The sequence below is a fragment of the Aquabacterium sp. genome (genome assembly GCF_036279675.1).
In the GTDB taxonomy this organism is placed as follows: domain Bacteria; phylum Pseudomonadota; class Gammaproteobacteria; order Burkholderiales; family Burkholderiaceae_C; genus Aquabacterium.
Genome location: NZ_DASUIS010000008.1, coordinates 14,436 through 32,178, shown reverse-complemented (window position 1 = coordinate 32,178; position 17,743 = coordinate 14,436). Strand labels below are relative to the sequence as shown.

Below are 17,743 nucleotides of genomic sequence, written 5' to 3'. Positions count from 1 at the left end.
ATTACAAACTTTTGTTTCTCAGGGCTCATACGGACGTGATTTCGCCCGCTCAAGCGGCCATTCGGACCGCCGACCGGGCGAAACAGGGCGCTGAATTCAGCGCGCAGCGTTGGCGTCGGCGACCGTCAAGGCGGTCATGTTGACGATGCGGCGCACCGTGGCCGAGGGGGTCAGCACATGCACCGGCTTGGCCGCGCCAAGCAGCACCGGGCCGATCGCGATGCCGCCGCCGGCGGTGGTCTTCAGCAGGTTGTACGAGATGTTGGCGGCGTCGATGTTCGGCAGCACCAGCAGGTTGGCCTCGCCGCTGAGGGTGCTGCGCGGCATCAGCTGGTTGCGGTAGGCAGCGTCCAGCGCGGTGTCGCCATGCATCTCGCCATCGACCTCTAGCCAGGGGGCCGATTGCTGGATCAGACCCAGGGCCTCGCGCATCTTCAGCGCCGAGGGCTGGTTGCTAGAGCCGAAATTGGAGTGCGAGAGCAGGGCGGCCTTGGGGCGGATGCCGAAGCGCATCAGCTCCTCGGCGGCCATGATGGTGATCTCGGCGAGCTGCTCGGCCGTGGGCTCGTGGTTGATGTGGGTGTCCAGGATGTTGACCGTGCGGCCCGGCAGGATCAGGCCGGTCATGGCCGCATAGGTCTTGACGCCGGCGCGCTTGCCGATCACCTGGTCGATGTAGTGCAGGTGCAGGGCTGTCGAGCCCCAGGTGCCGCAAATCAGGCCGTCTACCTCGCCCTTGTGCAGCAGCATGGCCCCGATCAGGGTCAGGCGGCGGCGCATTTCGATCTTGGCCATCTGCTCGGTGACGCCCTTGCGCTCGCCCAGGCGGTGGTAGGTCTGCCAGTAATCGCGGTAGCGCGGGTCGCTCTCGACGCTGACGAGGTCGATGTCACGCCCGGGTTGCAGGCGCAGGCCAAAGCGTTCGATGCGCTGGGCAATCACTTCCGGGCGGCCGATCAGGGTCGGGCGGGCAATGCCTTCGTCCACCACAATCTGGGCGGCGCGCAGCACGCCTTCGTTCTCACCTTCGGCGTAGGCAATGCGCTTGTTCTTGGCGCGCTTGGCCACACTGAAGATCGGCTTCATGGTGTGACCGGAGGCGTAGACGAAGCTCTGCAGTTTTTCGCCATACGCAACGAAGTCCTTCACGGGCCGGGAGGCCACGCCGGAGTCCGCCGCTGCCTTGGCCACGGCCGGCGCGATCTTGATCATCAGGCGCGGGTCGAAGGGCTTGGGGATCAGGTATTCGGGGCCGAAGCTCAGTGATTCGCCGGAGTAGGCGGCCGCGACCACTTCGTTCTGCTCGGCCTGGGCCAGTTCGGCAATGGCATGCACGGCCGCGATTTCCATCTCATCGGTGATGGTGGTCGCGCCGGAATCCAGGGCGCCTCGGAAGATGTAGGGGAAGCACAGGACGTTGTTGACCTGGTTGGGGAAGTCCGAGCGGCCCGTGGCCATGATGGCGTCGTCGCGCACGGCCTTGACCTCGTCGGGCAGGATCTCGGGCGTGGGGTTGGCCAGGGCAAAGATGATGGGCTTGGCCGCCATCTTGGCGACCATGTCGGGCTTCAGCACGCCGCCGGCGCTCAGGCCCAGGAAGATGTCCGCGCCTTCGATGACCTCGCTGAGCTTGCGCTGATCGGTTTTTTGCGCGAAGAAGGCCTTGTCGGGGTCCATCAGTTCGACGCGACCCTCGTAGACCACGCCGGCCAGGTCGGTCACCCAGATGTTTTCACGGGGCACACCCAGCTTGACCAGCAGGCCCAGGCAGGCGAGGGCGGCCGCGCCGGCACCGGAGGTCACCAGCTTGGCGGTCTTGATGTCCTTGCCGACCACCTTGAGCGCGTTGAGCAGGGCGGCGCCCACCACGATGGCGGTGCCGTGCTGGTCATCGTGGAAAACGGGGATCTTCATGCGCTCGCGCAGCTTGCGCTCGACGTAGAAGCAGTCCGGTGCCTTGATGTCTTCGAGGTTGATGCCGCCGAAGGTCGGTTCCAGCGAGGCGATGATCTCGACCAGCTTTTCGGGGTCCTTCTCGTTGATCTCGATGTCGAACACATCGATGTCGGAGAACTTCTTGAACAGGACGGCCTTGCCTTCCATCACCGGCTTGGCGGCCAGCGGGCCGATGTCGCCCAGGCCCAGGACGGCCGTGCCGTTGGTGATCACGGCTACCAGGTTGCCGCGGCTGGTGTACTTGAAGGCTGCAGCGGGGTTCTCGACGATCTCTTCGCAAGGGGCTGCGACGCCGGGAGAGTAGGCCAGGGCCAGGTCGCGCTGGTTGGTGAGCTGTTTGGTGGCCGAGATGGCCACTTTGCCGGGGGTCGGGAGCTCGTGGTACTCAAGCGCGGCTTTTTTCAGCTCGGCGCGTTTTTCTTCGGGGGTGGTCATCGAGGGGGCCTCTGTTTGGCCCGAACAGGGCCCAGACCCTCGATTCTAAGAACTTTGGCGCTGGGCGTTCATCCCGGAGGTGTCTATTGTGATCAATTGCCGTTGCTGGTCAGGCCGATGAACACCGATATCCAGGGCTTGTTGACAGAAGGGTCTTGCAACTTGGACTGTTTGTCCAGGAAGTCCTTGCCAAAGGCGATGCCGAACTGAAAGGCGTCACTCTTCGAGCTTCGCAGGACAAGCCCCGTTGCGGCGGAGAAGGCGTTCCTGGTGTCGGTGGTACCCGTGGTGGGGTCTGACACGGGCACCAGTCCCAGCCCGGCGCTGAAGTACGGTGTCAGAGTGATGCCGTAGCTCGACAGCAGGCCTGTACGCCAGCCCACATACGGGGCGATGGTGGACGAACTGCTCACCGGGTTGTCGGCACCAATGCGGAACTTGAATGGAATCACCAACGCACCGAAGGTGGCGCCCGTTCGGCGTACGTCGTAGTCGGTGGCCAACATGCTTTTGGCTATTTCGTACTGAACGCCGAGTTGGACGGGCGGGGTGTCACCGCAAGCCTTGTTCTTGTCGGGTTCGATCTCGATGAAACGCACCAGGATCTTGTCACCACCATCCTTGAATGCGGACAGCTTCGAGTCTGGAGGGCCGCAAAACTCGGTGGCGGCGGCCTTCGCCTTGGACGCATCCGGATGATGAACGGTGAAGTGCGGTACGGCCACATACAGCTTGAGGCGATCGCCATCGAACTGACTGCTGCCGGCATTGGCATCGTCTGCGGCGCAAGCGCACAGTGGGGCAAGGCAGGCGATGGCGGCCAGGTGGTTGCGCAACGAGGGTTGGGAAGACAAGAACATGATGGGCTCCTTGAAAATTCCAATCTATGAAAATTCAAGGGCGATTGCACTCATCTCATGTCTAAACCGAAGTTGAGCGGGCTCAACCGAAGGGATCAGATCGCCGCATCCAGGCTGCGCGCTATGGCCGTCATCAAGGCTTCCGGGGCGACAGGTTTGTGGAGGACGGGCAGCCCTGCGGCCTGAGCCTGCTTGAGCCGGTCCGGCGCCGTGTCCCCGGTGATGATGATGGCCGGCAGGTTGCGAATGTGTTGCCTGAGCTGCTTGACCGCGTCGATGCCGTTTTCCTGGCCGCGCAGCCGCAGGTCGGCCAGCACGAGGTCGGGCTGGCGTACGGTGATGTGTTCCAGGGCTTCGCTGATGCACGATGCCAGCATGACTTCGCATCCCATGCGTTTGAGCAAGGCTTGCATGCCCACACGGACGGCCATTTCGTCGTCCAGGACCAGGACGTTGCACATGGGCATGGAGGGCTGGATGTCGCGAGGGTCGACGGCTGGCGTCACCCTCGTGGACATCGAACCGCGAGGGATGGTCAGTGTGATGGTGGTACCCCGACCCGGTGTGGATTGCAGGTGCAGCTCGACATAGAGCAATGTGGTCAGCCGGCGCACGATGGACAGGCCCAGCCCGAGTCCGCGGTTGCGATCTCGCTCCGGGTTGTCGATCTGGAAGAACTCTTCGAAGACCTGCTTGTGCAGTGGCGCGGCGATGCCGCAGCCGGTGTCGGAGATCCGCACCTCAATGCTGTCGCCGTGTTCGAGCGCTTCGATGTGCACGCCGCCCTGCTGTGTGTACTTGACAGCGTTGTCAACCAGATTGCGTAGTACGCGGCTGAGCTGCTCATGGTCACTGTTGACGACGAGATGGGGGGCGCACGTCACGGTCAGCGCCACGCCCTTTTGATGGGCCACGGGAATGTAGGCAGCTTGTATTTGTTCAAGCAGGAGTTGCAGTGCGAAGCTGCGCCAATGAAGGTGCACCATGCCGGCGTCCAGTTTCGACATGTCCAGCAGCGTGTTCATCTGGGTTTGCAAGGATGTGAGCGCCTGGTCGATGTGGTCCAGCAGTTGGACGTTTTCAGGCTTGTTGACCTGCAGCCTCAAGGTGGCAAAAAACAGCGACAGAGAATGCAGGGGTTGCCTCAGATCGTGACTGGCCGAGGCCAGAAAGCGGGTTTTGGCGGCATTGGCTGTCTCTGCCTGTTCGAGTGCCGCTCGCAGTTGGTGGTTGAGGCGCACTTCTTCGATGCGTTTGGCGATGGACTTTCTGAACGCCCTGAAGTTGTCGCGGGCAAGCCCGACCATGACAAGGCTGAAAGCCAGCAGCAATGGCACCATGGCCCTGGCCAGCCACTGGTCTTCTCCGTTGAACGGAGTGATGGACCAGCCCAGCATCAGCGCCCCCATGACAGGGCCTGCATAGACGAGATAGACAGGCAGGTAGCCTCCGGATGTGCCGATGGCACCGGTCGTCAAACCAGCCAGGATCAAGGTGACCATGGTTCGCCCCAGATCGGACAGATAGGGGAAGAACAACACGGCGCAGGCGTTGGTCAAGGCGTGCAGCCCTCTGAGCAGTTGAGCAATGCGCAGCTTGCGTTGCGGCGTCGTGTGGGTGCCGGTCAGGGCTCTGAAGCCAAGCCTGCGGATGGCCAATGTTGACCACTCGGCCAATACCCAGGCGATGACAAAGCCGTGCGGTGCCCGTGACCACGCAGCCGCAGCGATGATCACCGCGGTGATGCCGATCGCCGGGCCTGTGCGCTGTGATTGACGCTCGTACAGGGCAACAAGTTCATCGGTGACGCTCTTGTCGATCTCGCCTTCAGGCAAGCCGGATGGGGCCTCGATGGTGGGTGCAGGCTGTGTCGTCATCACACAATGATGGAAGCGGCGTTGTACTTGTCAATCTGGACACTCAGGTACTCGGATCGATTCAGCCAGTCTGGCATCTGTGTGATCACGATGTCGGGGTTATTGCTTGCCAGCCGTAGCTTCAGCCTTTGATCGTCGTCGGTTTCAGCAGGGCTCTCGATCACGACGAAGCCATCGCCCATTTCCGGAAACCAGGTTTCCACGTCGCAGGTGTAAGGAGTGGTCCGCGCGGTCGCCAGATCGCCAGGCGCGGGTGCTTGCGCGGCAAAAGAAAACCGACGTTGGCTGAAGTCGTCTGGCCTGGCGTTGGCAAAGGGATAGGGCGCATACATGGCCGGGGCATGGACGCTGTGGATGACCGTTTCAAGGGCTGGCTCATCATGTGACCCAGCTTTGCGCAGCGTGATGCGGCTGATGCTGGCGAGGTGCTCGTCGCCGGACAGCAAGACCAGCTTGTGCAGACCCCTTTCACAAATGTGGGCCAGCAAGGCGTGCAACGATGCGGGGTAGCCGTCCCAGGCATCCGAGCGCAGGGCGCTGGCGGGTGTGGCACCACATGCATCGATGCGGCGGGGCAAGACCATGCTTGGGCTGGCCAGAAAGCGCCAGGCGTCCTTGGGTACAGCCTGCAGCCAGGTGCTCAGTTCTGCCCACTGCGGCGCGGACATGATGCGAGCTTGGTCGATGTTGAGGCTGTTGCGAACCTCTCGCTCGGTCCGTGTGTTGGCCATGAATACCAGCTGGCGCTGATGATCCGGCCCGACAGGGCCGTGAAGACCGTCCGTGTTTGCTGTACCGGATCGGTCGAAGCGATAGGCGCGGTAGGAGCGCAGTCCGCTGTCCTTGAGTCCGGCGACGTACTGGTGGGCGTTACCTGGGGAGCCATCATCTTGCAGACTGGTGGCATCGTTGGCCACGGGTGACCAGTTGTCGGCGAGTTCATGATCATCGATCATGGACTCCATGCGGGCCTCTCTGACAACGCGCCGTACGCAGTCGCTGCGCTGCCACTGGATATAGGGATCGAAGTGTCGGCCGTCTGCCACTTGTGGGTCGAACAGGCCGGCCGTGGCATCGACATAGACCTGGTCACCAAGCATCAGCACGAAGTCTGGCCTGGAGTCGATTGGCACGTAGGCTTGCGCGATGAGTGACAAGGTGCGCTCGCTGGGTGAGACCGCGCCAGCAAGCTGGGGCGTACGGTCCAGGATGCCGCCGGGGTACAGGCAACTGGTGAGCAGAAAGCGCGTTGGCAACGCGTCCCATGCGGGTGCCTTGTGGTTGACCTGGAATGAGGGGGCTGGCGCCTTTGGCGCATCGTCATTCTCAGCAAACTCGATGGCGGCTTGCAATCTGACCGCACCTGTCGGTACATCGCGCAGGCGCGGTAGATTGAGTTTGATGTGCTCGGGGCCAATCAGCGTTTCGCGCTCGGCGGCACGCACGGCTCGAACAACGTCGTCAATCGCATCCTGACTGTTCTTATAGCGGCCTTCCATTTTGCGAAACAAGGCTGCGACTGCAGCCAACTCCATGAAGGTGCGATCCGGGATGGCCTGCTCCAGATCCTTGTTGGCGAACTCGTGCGGTTGGGCATAGACGATATAGACCAGCCACTCGGCGCCTGGGTACTTGGACCAATCGACATCGACTTTGAAGTCGGCAACAGGCAAGGTGCGGCTTTGTATCCACGGTGCATACCTTGCATGGCTGCAGGCCTCGGGCAGGCCCATGTACTGGGCCGGGATCACGCCCGCAAACAGAGGGGTGCTCAGAGTGGGTTCATAGCCCAGCTTGATCATGACGGTGTTCTGATCGGGGTCGATCTTGGTGGCCTGCACTTCCGGAAGCTGCGGTGCACGGATGCTGACGGCGCCAAATGGCGGTGCTTTATTGCTCATGATGCTGCCTGGTTGAAGAAGTCGGCCACCAACGGGAACACCTTCACGGGCGCATTGCGACCGATCAGACAATCCTGATGCCCCAGCCCGGCGATGGGTTCGATCTGGTATTTGCTGGCGAACGAAGGATCGATGCCGGTGACGTATTCATGGAAATCGTGCAGGCCCCGGATGTCGGCCAGCCCGTTTTCTTCCCCATGCACGGACATCATCTTGTCCAGCGTGGCGACCACCTTGGATATGTCGTATGGCGTGACATAACAATTCATGCCGAAGCGATCTGATATGACGCTGTTGCGCGCCAGGTGCAGTGCCTGGCTGAGCGTGTTGAGGTTCAAGGGGCCGAAGTGGTCGTCCATGAAGTCCAGTACAGGCTGGTCCAGTTCACGGATGTTGAAGTCCCGTCCGTAGAGTGCATCCATGCGGCGCCTGGTTCTGGCCCATGGCGTGGTCTTCCAGGGGGGGAAGACTGGGTTTTCAATGTCGAACTCTTCTTCGGGGTAAGGAATCGTGGCCAGCAGGCGCTCCATGACCTGATCGAGTACCTCGTTCGTGTCGGTGTCCTTGGGGTCGGGCTTGAAGCGGTAAGGCCCCAGCGGCAGATGCTGGCGAACGTAGCGCATGATGTAGGCGCGCAGCAGATTGCCCTCCTTGAAGCGCATCATGGGCGCGATTTGCGACATGCACAGCCGGTGAATCAGGGCCGGGGCGTCTGTGTCGGTCTGGCCCTGAAGGCGTTTGATGGCAGCCTGGAACCGGGGTGCCAGCTCGGCCGTGGCAGTTGGTCGGGCCAGCAGGCCCATCCATAGCATGGCTGAACCCATGCAGTGTGCAAACACATCGACTTGCGGCGTGCCACACGCATCGGCGATATAGCCCAGTGCCAACGGGATGTCCTTGAGACCGACGTCTTCGAATGTCCATGGGTATGTGGCAGTAGGCATGCCTGCGCTGGTTCGCATGTCAACGAGCCAGATGTCGTGGCCTTGATCCCACATGAATTTGGCCAGGCCCGGTTGTACGGCGTGATGCGCGAAGGTCGTGCCGCTGGCGCTGTAGCCATGCAGCATGACCAGGGGGCGCGGCCGGCGACCTGGCTGGGCGGTGGGGTAGCGTGTCAGGCGTACGCGAACCGGCGTGTCGTCGTTCAAGGGCGCATCGACGTCGAGTTCCGTGATTTGCGGTGGAGGCAGGCCAGGCACGAATCCGGGCAGGCGAATGGCTTCACGCTCGGGGCCTTCATCCACGGCGCGCATGCTCCAGACATGGATGTTCATCAGCACGCGAACAAACAACAGCGCCAGGCTGGTGAGGTCCATCAATGCGGACGGCATGTCCCGCTGTCGGGTGATGCGCAGCAGTGGTACGCCGATGTCGGCCAGGTAGGCCATGTTGAGCTTGAGTGTGGGTTGCGGGTCAGTGGGGCAGTTCAGGCCAGGGAAGCGATCGACGGTCATCGTCATCAACTGCTCCCAGGGGTTGCCTCGCCGTGAGTAGGTCAGCTTCTTGCGACCCTTGATGCGCTGTCCCTCCAGCAAGTTCGGGCTGGCCCAAGGGGCTTCGTGCACGAGTACTTTGCTGATCAACAGGTCGTACTCCAGCAAACGGACTTCGCCTGCGCGGCTGGCCAGTGCCACGCCGCTGAGCACACGCTCCTTGATATCGGGCTCGCTCAGGTCGGGCGGCGTCATGTTGGTGAGATGCTTCAAGATCAGTTGAGTGACGTCACGCAGCCCTCTGTTCAGTACCCAGGCCTTGAATGCCTTTCCAATCCGTTCTGGCGCGCAGCGTTGATCCCGATGCAGGGCATACAGGTGGCCACCTAACTGAGCCTTCAGCACGACCTGGCCTTCGTCCCATACCTTGTGTGCCGGCCGGCCGGGCCGCATGCCGCGAGGGTCAATGACCCTGACAAAGCTGTGCGCCGGGTTGACTGTGAGGGTGCGCCTGGCGGGCTGGCCTTGTAGCAACGCTGATACCGCTATCTCTTCGAAACGCAGGGTGATTTCAATCTTGTACGCACCGATGTCGCCTCGCATCTGTTCAGATATCTCGATGTGAGTGGATGCGGTGCTCGGCAAGGGCACGGCCGTCGCCTTGGGCCTTTCGCGCGGTTCTCCCACGTCGGCGCGGGGTTCTCCCATTTGCCACTGCGCAATCAGCCGGCGGATGGCGCGGTCTGCCAGTGTGGCAATGGTGAGCGAAGGGTTGATGCCCAGTGAGGTGGGCATGATCGAACCATCCAGCACAACCAGGCCTTCATGGACGGCGTCGGGCGAGGGCTGTCCAGGCGCAAATACCTGTCCCAGATCGTTGACCACGCCGTCCATCACCGTCGTGCCCATCGGGCAGCCTCCAAGTGGGTGCGCCGTAAAGAGTGGCCCACGTTTGCCATCGACCAGAAACTCCATGTTCTTGGGAACGGGCTTCCAGCCGGGATTGGGCAGGAGCGTGCCGCCCGTTCCGGAACTCGCGCACAGGTCCTTCAGCTCATCGAGCTGGGCATCAAAGCGGGGATCGTTGCGCAATTGGGGCCATGTAACGGACACGGCACCATCACTGGGCAGGAAGGGCGTATCCGACGGGGGCTCGTCGCGCTTGTTTCTGATTTGCACCAGTTGAATGCGCCCCTGGGCCGTATCGTGGCCAATGATGGCCAGAGGGAAAGTTCGCCGCAGCTTGTCAGGGTGAACCGACAGGGGGTCATCGGCTTGTTCGTTTCCGTGGTGCGTGCTGCGGTCGATCTGGCCAAGTTGGTGCACCGCATGAGCGGTCGTGTTCAGCTCGGAAAAGATCCGGTCCAGCACGGCGGGAACCGCGAGGTCTTGCACGACATACTGAGCTGCCAGCGGCCTGTCCGCATCACTTCGGCAATCGATCATGCCGGTGATGGTGGGGCCGACCTGACGCTGTTCGTGAGGCACGTTCTCGCTGGCGATGGCCCGGACTTCCTGCCTCTGGTCGTACGCGGTCATTACCAGATCTCCGTTGGCAGAAAAGCGCTCACCGAGCACGTCCGACAGCGCAAGCCCCTGCTGCTTTGATCTCAGCAGGATGCCGGTAGAGCCGAAGGTGCCTGCGGCCACGATGACTTTGCCAGCCCGGATCTGAATGGGCTGACCATGGCGCCATTGTGTTTGGGGATCGGTGTGCTGAACATGCACGATCCAGGCCGAAGGGCGCGTATCGGTCGGTGCATCCTGGCTGAGATGCATGACTGTTGCCCCGGTGAACAGGCGGACACCGCGCCGTGCCGCGCTGGCCAGCAAATTGGTGTCCAGCGAAATCTTGGCGCCCTGGTTGCACCCGGTCGCGCAGTCGCCACAGCGGTTGCAGGCCGTCAGCCGGACATTGTCGGCGCTCAGGTCACCCTCGCACATGGCGACGGTGATGGGGGTCGGCTTGAAAGCCCTACGGGCCTGGTCCGAGCCTGAGCTGATCTTTTTGAGCGCATCGAATTTGGCCAGCGACTGCGGCTGCCGGTCGATGGTGTTGTCGCCGCCATGGCCCGGCAGAGTTGCGCCAAGCCGGACCATCATGGCGCGGGCTCGTTGCTGCAAATCGGTGCCTTCCCGCGCGATGGCCAGGGGCCAGGGCGATTGCCTGAAAACGGCAGGATTGGGCCAGGCCATGACCCCGGCATTGATCAATGACCCGCCTCCCAGGCCGTTGGCCACTAGTGCGCTGACGTCATCGCTCACCCGCACATCGAACAAGCCGGATCGATTGCCCTTGGTGTTCAGATGGTGGGGTGTATTGAAGCGTACGTGAACCGGTGCTTGCGCCAACTGGTTGGGAAACTGGCCGGGCAAATAGGCCTCGCCACGCTCCAGGAGCCAGATTCTCCTGGGTGCGTTGCCCTCGTAAATGGTTTCGCCCAAGGCGGCTGCACACACGGCGGCCCCGTAACCGCTGCCGATGATCAGAACGTCGCAGTCAAGGCCCGTTTCCGTGCTCTGCACATAGCCGTCCTGCTTGTTGGCCATGCGATATTGCAGGTCCACCAGACCTTCGGATATCCACAAGCGCTCACCGCATTGAGACTCACTGGATGATGTGTCGACCTTGCTCATTCTCACGTCCTTGTTGATCTGGAAAGAGCGTGGCATCGCACGGCGATGCTTGTCCTGGCGCTCAGTCCGCCTCGACCGGTGGTTTGGTGATGGGGTTCAGCACCCCAAACAGATTGAGTTCATGCGCGCGGTACATGGCCTGCGCCCGATTGCTCACACCCAGCATTTGATAAACCGCCCATAGATGGGCTTTCACGGTGCCTTCTGCGATGCCGATTTCGCGTGCGATCACCTTGTTGGGCTTGCCTTGCAGCAGGCAGCGCAGCACGGACAGTTGGCGCGGGCTCAGATCTCGGGGCCATGCAGGGCCGGGTGCACGCTCGCTGGCGCCTGAAGGGTCGTTGGGCTGACTCTGGGGGCCCGTGCTCTGGTGGTGTCCCGCGTTGGCCGATTGCAAGGCTGCCGGGGGAAGGTAGGTACCCTGCGCCAGTACCAGCCGCAAGGCGTGGGTGGTGACGCCCGGGTCGGTGCTTTTGGGCACATAGCCGGCTGCGCCGTGCTGGATCGCGGCGTGGATGGAGCAGGAGGATTCGTCTCCTGAGACCACCACCACGGCGGCTTCTTCGAACAGGACCTTGATACGCTGCAAGGCGTCCATGCCCGACAGGCCAGGCATCTGCAAGTCCATCAGCACCAGGTCGAATGTCTGCCCGGCCAGTGCCTGTGCCTCCTGCACCGAGGCTGCCTGCTCGATGCACACCGCCGGATCCAGCCCGCTCAACAAGCCCTTGAGCCCCTCGCGAAAGAGGGGGTGATCGTCAACGATGAGGACACGGACACCTGGGTTCATGTGGGCATGTTATCGATGAATGTGGAGGCTGCGCCATGGCTAAACGTCCGTTTAGACGTGCGATGAGTGCGTGCCTGCAGGCGACTCGATACGGTGTGGGCTTTCGTCAATCCGCCGGGGTAGGACCACAACATGACACGCCACATCAGTTTTTTCTCCTTCATTTGTTCATGGGCTATTTCAAGCGCTGCCTTCGCGCAAGTCGAGCCCCGGGAATGGGGGGTATCGCATGAGCGTGGCTTCTCCTATTTCATGGGCGTGGGTCAACAGGTCAGCTCCTATACGGAGCACGCCGATTCGGTCCGGGCGCGCAGTGCCGTGAGTACCCGATCGGCAGTTTTGATGACGGGCGCGCTGTATGCCGTGCATCCTGATTTTCTGTTCACCCTGGATAACACCAGCAACTTTGCTCCAGGCACATCCACGGAGTCCTGGTTTGCCACCTCCGGCACGATGCCGTATGCGGTGTCTCCCACTGTCATTGAAGACCGGCCCGTGAATGGCCCGTTGTTGCAGCAAAACCGCTTCAGCCTGTCTCAGAACCTGACCAGATTGCTCGCACATGTGCGGACGCAGGGGCCCTGGTTCGTGTTGGGGGGCGTCAACTTTCACGCACAGTCATACAAACGCTTTGGCTTTCAGGTGCTCCAGCCAGCCGTGGTGAATGCGCCGGCAGACGCGGTGGTGGACGAAAGCACCAGCGAGGTTCTGCTCGAAGCTGGCGTGGCGCTGGAGTCCGAACGCGTCAAGCATGCCGACCGGCACTACAGCCTGAGGTTCAGCATGGCCAAGCCCGTCTGGCGCAGGCTGGATAACACCGCCTGGCCGGACGTGACCTTCACGGGTACCTCAGGGTGGGACGCGCGTCTGGAAGGGCGCTACAGCGTAGCCGTTCATGAGTTGGTTCATGTGGGGGGCTGGGCTCAGTATCTCTATGCGCAGCGTGGCAGCCAGATTCGCGGCGCCTATGAGTTGCCCTTGACGCACACACGCAGCGTGGCTTTTGGTCTGGAAGTGCTGTGGAAGCTGTGAGGGGCGTGATCCGAATGGCACGGTTGGCAAGCCTCGGCTGGACGTCGGTTTAGGGCGCAAGCAGGTGGTTTAGGCCAAGAGGCCGATTGAGTCCGAACTTCCATCTTCAGATACTGCCTGACGATGCGCTGCAACTGGCGCGGCGTCGTTTAACCAGGGAGTACGTGATGCAGGATTTTGAGCAATTTCGAAGGGTAAGGCACCTTGTGGCGGGGGCGGCGCTGGTGGCGTTGAGTGCGTGCGGCGGCGGTGGCGGTGGCAGCGACGCCGATCCTCAGGCGCAACCATCTTCTTCCAAGGTGACCTTGTCTGGCGTGGCCGCCAAGGGCTTGCTTCGCAACGCTCTTGTGACCGCCTACTTGCCTGACGCGAAAGGGCAGCCAGGGCAAAAGCTGGCCGAGGTTCTCAGTGATGCCAATGGCCACTACGCGTTCACCGGGCTGCCTGCCGGGCAGACGATATTGGTCGTGGCCAGCCGGAGTACCGACTCCGCCAAGCCGACCACCATGGCTGATGAAGCCACCGATCAGGACGTGCCGGTACCCGTGGGTTTCGAGTTGAGCGCGGCGACGGTGCTGGGCACAACCAGCGTGTCCGACAACCTGCTTCAGATCACGCCTTACTCGAGCATGGCGGTTGACAAGGCCCGGCAGGCCGTCGCCGCCACGGGGAAGTTCGATTCGACCACGGTGGGCAAGGCCAATGCCGATATCCGGCGTTACGTTGGTTTCGATGTGCTGAGCGAGGCGCCGGTGTTCGATGCAACAGGGCACGCGCCCGTCAACGCGGCGGCTCTGGCTTTGGCCTCGGTGTCCACCTTGGCACAGGCACAGTCCACAGAGAGCTGCCCTGCCTTGGCGGGCCTGACAGATGACAAGGCCATCACGGCGGTCAAGGCCCAATGCCAGGTGGACAGCCTGCGCAAGGCGGGAACCAGCGATGACGCGATGAGAGACAGGCTGGATGCGGCCAGACTGGCTACGGCCAGCCAGGAATCCTATGCCGGGGCATTGCCACCTGCGCCCGCAGTACAGCCAGTCTCACTCAAGGACGTGCCGGTTGGCGACATCGAAGCGACCAAGTCATTGACCTCGTATCTGCGCAGCGATGTGCCCTTCATTGTGGGCACCACGGGTGACACCTTGAACACCCGCGTGCAACAGGTGCAAAACGATCTCATTGCCGCCATCAACCCGCTCGACAGTGCCAATGTGCGCCTGCTTGATGCCATCTTCTACGCCTTCAACCTGGCTGCTCAACGCGAGTACGGCGCTCCTGTCAGCAGCACCCGGTTCGATGGCCATGGGCGCCAGATTGGCTGTACGTTCTACACGGACAATACCTACTCGGTGGTGGCTTTCGACCCCGCCAAACGCGAGACCCAGGTCTGCCGAATCAGTTATGCCTACACATTGAAGACGCCCGCCACACCCACAACCCCTGCTGTGTACCGTGCCTTGCAGCACGCCATCTTCATGGAGCCGGGCAATTCGTCTGACGCGCCCACCGGTGGCTTCTCCGACTTCAAGGTCAGGACCTCCTTGCTGTGGCAGGACGGCACGTTCGCGGCCGACGGCAGCTTTGAGCCTGACTGGCAAAGCGGTGAGCACATCATGCTGGCGGCCGGTGGTGGCAGCGAGCCCTTCAATTCGACGCTGGTGGCCACCGCATCAGTGAGTTGGGTCGTCGATGCCAGCGGCTCGGACTACATCACGCGCTTGAGCCTCATCGGTGATCTGGCCCCAGCCTATGAACGCGTGCAGAACGTCGTTCAGGCCAAGGGCCTCAAGACCACGGCAGACCTGGTATTGGCGCCTGATGCAAGGCCCAATCAACTGAGCAAGCTGGCTGTGACCGGTGGCTTCAGTGCCGTGGCCAGCGATGGCAGCGTGTCGTCCATCAAGCTGCTCAATGGCAGCGCCATCCAGGGTTGGCTGACCTTGCCGGACTCCACGGCTGACCAGTTCCTGGCCAAAACCGATGATCTGGCGCTGCACCTCATCTTGCAGGCCGCCACACAGTCTGGCAGCGTGATCCGTGGTGCGCTGGACGTGAGCAAGTTCACTGATACGGCTCTGGCGCTGGGCAGTGGTCTGACCGCGTCTCAACGTATCGGCAAGCAGCTCAATCTGCCCGCCCAGATCAGCTTCAGTGGTGTGATGGAGCGCGGTGGCCAGGCGGTCTTCAGTGGCGCGGTGAGCGTGACGATGGATGGGCTGAGCACCTATGACATCAACGTACCCATTGAAGACAGTGCAGTGACGGTGGCACTCAAGATCAATGCGACCGTTCAGGTGCCCAGTCGGCCTGATCTCACGCTCAAGGACCTGATCTTGACTCGCAAGTCCCATGTGGTCGATATCGCCGGGCAACTGGAGCAAGGCACCTTGTGGGTTCGTCTGGCTGGCAAGCAGGATGCCGCAGGCGTGTTGAAGCTGGATTTGCTGAGCGACAGTGGTGTGAGTCTGGCGGTCGATTCCAGTAGCGTCACGGGCAAGTTCTCACTGATGCGTGGTGGCAACGAGGTGGGGCTGCTGGACAGCCGCGCCGGCCAGATCAGCTACGCAGACGGCAGTTACGAGCGGTGGTAATCAGGCGCGTAGACGCTGACACATCGGTATAAGCCTTTCAGAGGCATTTGCTCAGGGGTTTCTCGCCCGCGCACACGAGTGTGCGGGCGAATTTCTTTTCGTTTGGCCCGACAATCTGTGCATGAGCATGGGCGAATTTGACCTGATCGAACACTTCTTCTGGCGACAGCCTGGGCAGGGCCCACATCGTGCCGTGGTGGGCAATGGTGATGACTGTGCCGTGATCGCGCCGGCACCAGGCATGCAGTTGGCCGTGTCAACCGACACCTTGGTGGAGGGGCGTCACTTCCTGTCAACCGTGAGCCCGGCTCGTCTGGGCCACAAGGCACTGGCCGTGAACCTGTCGGATCTGGCCGCATGCGGCGCTTCGCCCTTGGCCTTTACCCTGGCCCTGACGCTACCTCGCGTGGACGAGGCCTGGTTGCGCGGCTTTGCCAAGGGCCTGCTGGATCTGGCTGATGAGCACAACTGCGAGCTGATCGGGGGGGACACGACGGCCGGCCCATTGAGCATTGGCATCACGGTGATGGGTGAAGTGCCAACCGGGCAGGCCTTGTTACGAAGCGGTGCCAAGGCGGGTGATGACATATGGGTGAGTGGCTTTCCCGGTCTGGCCCGATTGGCTCTGGAGGCATTTCGGGGCAGCTTGCATCCGTCGTTGAGTGCCGAGGCCTTTGACGCCGCGCGGCTGGCCATGGAGCGTCCTGACCCGCGCGTGGCACTTGGCGTGGGTTTGCGTGGTCTGGCCAGCTCGGCCATCGACGTATCGGACGGCTTGCTGGGCGATCTGGCGCACATTCTCCAACGCAGCAAAGTGGGTGCATCCCTGTGCCTGGATGCCTTGCCGGTGGGTAGTTGGCTGGCAGAACGCGCTGCCGACGAGCAGCTCGATTGCATCCTTGCCGGTGGGGACGATTACGAACTGGTGTTCACGGTGCCACCTGAACAGCGTGCCCGCATCATCGAACTGGGCGCCAGCCTGGGCCTGGTGCTCAGCCGGATCGGGTATATCGAGGCTGAACCCGGTCTGCGTCTATGGCGTGGCGAGCTGGATGTCTGGCCGGATGCCCCAACCAGGCTGCCGGTCGCCAATCGCTGGACGTCGTTCGATCACTTCAAGGGGGTTGCATGAGCGATGCACCGCGTCGCGCCACGGTGGGCTTGCTCCTGAGCCACCCTGCGCACTTCATTGCTTTTGGCGCAGGCAGCGGCCTGAGCCCCAAGGCACCCGGCACGGTGGGGACGTTGTGGGGCTGGCTCAGCTTTGTGGCGATCAAGGCGGCGCTGGGAACCGGGGCACACGCCGACCTGATCTGGGGGGGCATCCTGGTCATCGGATGGTTCGTGGGATGCTGGGCTTGCACGCACACAGCACGCAGCTTGCGCGTGGCAGACCCTGGCTCGGTTGTCTGGGACGAGATCTGGGCCTTCTGGTTGATGCTGTGGATCATCGATCCAGTGGACTGGCGTGGGCAGCTCGTAGCCTTTGCGGTCTTCCGATTTTTTGATGCGGCCAAGCCTGGGCCGGTGGGCTGGGCTGATCAGCTCTTCAAGCTCAAGCCTGGTCAGCAGATCGGTTGGGCGCAAGGTCTGGGCATCATGTTCGATGACCTGATCGCCGCCTTGTGCTCGATGTTGATCCTGGCGATTGCCGTGGCGGTGCGTCAAGGTGGCGTGAGCGCTGCCTTGATGGGCTGAAACACATACCAACCGGCAGACGAGGAATACTGGGATGGACACGCTGCAGACCCTGAACCTGGTGCAAATACTGGCCGACCGATTGTTGGCGCGGGGCTGGCAGATGGCCACTGCTGAATCCTGTACGGGTGGCCTGATCGCTGCAGCTTGTACGGAGCTGGCTGGCTCCAGCGCCTGGTTTGATCGAGGCTTCGTCACTTACAGCAATCAGGCGAAAACTGACCAGTTGGGTGTTGATGCAGCCTTGATCGCTGCGCATGGTGCAGTCAGTGAAGCGGTGGCGAGGGCCATGGCAGAAGGTGCGTTGCGGCAAGCGCGTGTGCAGCTTGCGGTGGCCGTCACTGGCATTGCGGGCCCCTCAGGCGGTTCGCCCGACAAGCCTGTGGGCACGGTATGGCTGGCCTGGGCTGTGGCGGGCATGCCCACTCGGGCCGTGTGTGCCTTGTTCGAAGGCGATCGTGCTCACATCCGGGCTCAGACCTGTGACGCGGCTCTCAACGGCCTGATTCAAGCTCTGTAACGGGGCGCAC

The 17,743-nt window shown here is 62.1% G+C and carries 11 protein-coding genes; 5 read left to right on the top strand and 6 right to left on the bottom strand.

Annotated features, from left to right (window positions below; genetic code table 11):
- Positions 1 to 96: 96 nt before the first annotated feature.
- The 6 genes from VFW93_RS00975 to VFW93_RS00950 all read right to left on the bottom strand — a co-directional run bounded on the left by VFW93_RS00975 (position 97) and on the right by VFW93_RS00950 (position 11,892).
- Complete coding sequence (locus VFW93_RS00975) at positions 97 to 2,391, bottom strand: NADP-dependent malic enzyme (RefSeq protein ID WP_329692123.1); 2,295 nt, start codon at positions 2,389 to 2,391, stop codon at positions 97 to 99.
- Positions 2,392 to 2,483: 92 nt separating this feature from the next.
- A complete protein-coding gene (locus VFW93_RS00970) occupies positions 2,484 to 3,251 on the bottom strand; it encodes a hypothetical protein (protein ID WP_329692122.1) in 768 nt (255 codons plus the stop codon).
- A 95-nt stretch (positions 3,252 to 3,346) separates the two neighbouring features.
- Positions 3,347 to 5,128 (bottom strand): ATP-binding response regulator, encoded by a 1,782-nt coding sequence (locus VFW93_RS00965; protein ID WP_329692121.1) that lies wholly within the window; start codon positions 5,126 to 5,128, stop codon positions 3,347 to 3,349.
- Positions 5,128 to 7,029, bottom strand: a complete 1,902-nt coding sequence (locus tag VFW93_RS00960; RefSeq protein ID WP_329692120.1) for an alkaline phosphatase D family protein — start codon at positions 7,027 to 7,029, stop codon at positions 5,128 to 5,130. The genes VFW93_RS00965 and VFW93_RS00960 overlap by 1 nt, the downstream gene beginning before the upstream one ends.
- Positions 7,026 to 11,138 carry a GMC family oxidoreductase N-terminal domain-containing protein gene (locus VFW93_RS00955; RefSeq protein ID WP_329692119.1) on the bottom strand — a complete coding sequence of 1,371 codons (4,113 nt, stop codon included), beginning with the start codon at positions 11,136 to 11,138 and terminating at the stop codon, positions 7,026 to 7,028. Before VFW93_RS00955 ends, VFW93_RS00960 begins: the two co-directional genes overlap by 4 nt.
- Positions 11,139 to 11,163: 25 nt before the next feature.
- The gene (locus VFW93_RS00950; protein ID WP_329692118.1) at positions 11,164 to 11,892 is read right to left on the bottom strand and encodes a response regulator transcription factor; all 729 of its coding nucleotides are present in this window, start codon (positions 11,890 to 11,892) and stop codon (positions 11,164 to 11,166) included.
- A gap of 342 nt (positions 11,893 to 12,234) precedes the next feature.
- On the opposite strand from VFW93_RS00950, the gene VFW93_RS00945 reads away from it, so the two are divergent.
- The 5 genes from VFW93_RS00945 to VFW93_RS00925 all read left to right on the top strand — a co-directional run bounded on the left by VFW93_RS00945 (position 12,235) and on the right by VFW93_RS00925 (position 17,733).
- Positions 12,235 to 12,924 carry a hypothetical protein gene (locus tag VFW93_RS00945; RefSeq protein WP_329692117.1) on the top strand — a complete coding sequence of 230 codons (690 nt, stop codon included), beginning with the start codon at positions 12,235 to 12,237 and terminating at the stop codon, positions 12,922 to 12,924.
- Between the two features lie 167 nt (positions 12,925 to 13,091).
- Positions 13,092 to 15,515: a hypothetical protein gene (locus VFW93_RS00940; protein ID WP_329692116.1), complete on the top strand. Its 2,424-nt coding sequence runs from the start codon at positions 13,092 to 13,094 to the stop codon at positions 15,513 to 15,515.
- A 127-nt stretch (positions 15,516 to 15,642) separates the two neighbouring features.
- A complete protein-coding gene (gene thiL / locus VFW93_RS00935) occupies positions 15,643 to 16,647 on the top strand; it encodes a thiamine-phosphate kinase (protein WP_329692124.1) in 1,005 nt (334 codons plus the stop codon).
- Positions 16,644 to 17,213, top strand: a complete 570-nt coding sequence (locus VFW93_RS00930) for a phosphatidylglycerophosphatase A (RefSeq protein WP_329692115.1) — start codon at positions 16,644 to 16,646, stop codon at positions 17,211 to 17,213. The genes thiL and VFW93_RS00930 overlap by 4 nt, the downstream gene beginning before the upstream one ends.
- A 34-nt stretch (positions 17,214 to 17,247) precedes the next feature.
- Positions 17,248 to 17,733: a CinA family protein gene (locus VFW93_RS00925; RefSeq protein ID WP_329692114.1), complete on the top strand. Its 486-nt coding sequence runs from the start codon at positions 17,248 to 17,250 to the stop codon at positions 17,731 to 17,733.
- Positions 17,734 to 17,743 lie beyond the last annotated feature (10 nt).

What these genes read in the sequence shown, in the direction of transcription:
- VFW93_RS00975 (WP_329692123.1), bottom strand. Translation starts at nt 2,391, where the DNA reads ATGACCACCCCCGAAGAAAAACGCGCCGAGCTGAAAAAAGCCGCGCTT.
- VFW93_RS00970 (WP_329692122.1), bottom strand. Translation starts at nt 3,251, where the DNA reads ATGTTCTTGTCTTCCCAACCCTCGTTGCGCAACCACCTGGCCGCCATC.
- VFW93_RS00965 (WP_329692121.1), bottom strand. Translation starts at nt 5,128, where the DNA reads ATGACGACACAGCCTGCACCCACCATCGAGGCCCCATCCGGCTTGCCT.
- VFW93_RS00960 (WP_329692120.1), bottom strand. Translation starts at nt 7,029, where the DNA reads ATGAGCAATAAAGCACCGCCATTTGGCGCCGTCAGCATCCGTGCACCG.
- VFW93_RS00955 (WP_329692119.1), bottom strand. Translation starts at nt 11,138, where the DNA reads ATGCCACGCTCTTTCCAGATCAACAAGGACGTGAGAATGAGCAAGGTC.
- VFW93_RS00950 (WP_329692118.1), bottom strand. Translation starts at nt 11,892, where the DNA reads ATGAACCCAGGTGTCCGTGTCCTCATCGTTGACGATCACCCCCTCTTT.
- VFW93_RS00945 (WP_329692117.1), top strand. Translation starts at nt 12,235, where the DNA reads ATGACGGGCGCGCTGTATGCCGTGCATCCTGATTTTCTGTTCACCCTG.
- VFW93_RS00940 (WP_329692116.1), top strand. Translation starts at nt 13,092, where the DNA reads ATGCAGGATTTTGAGCAATTTCGAAGGGTAAGGCACCTTGTGGCGGGG.
- thiL (WP_329692124.1), top strand. Translation starts at nt 15,643, where the DNA reads ATGGGCGAATTTGACCTGATCGAACACTTCTTCTGGCGACAGCCTGGG.
- VFW93_RS00930 (WP_329692115.1), top strand. Translation starts at nt 16,644, where the DNA reads ATGAGCGATGCACCGCGTCGCGCCACGGTGGGCTTGCTCCTGAGCCAC.
- VFW93_RS00925 (WP_329692114.1), top strand. Translation starts at nt 17,248, where the DNA reads ATGGACACGCTGCAGACCCTGAACCTGGTGCAAATACTGGCCGACCGA.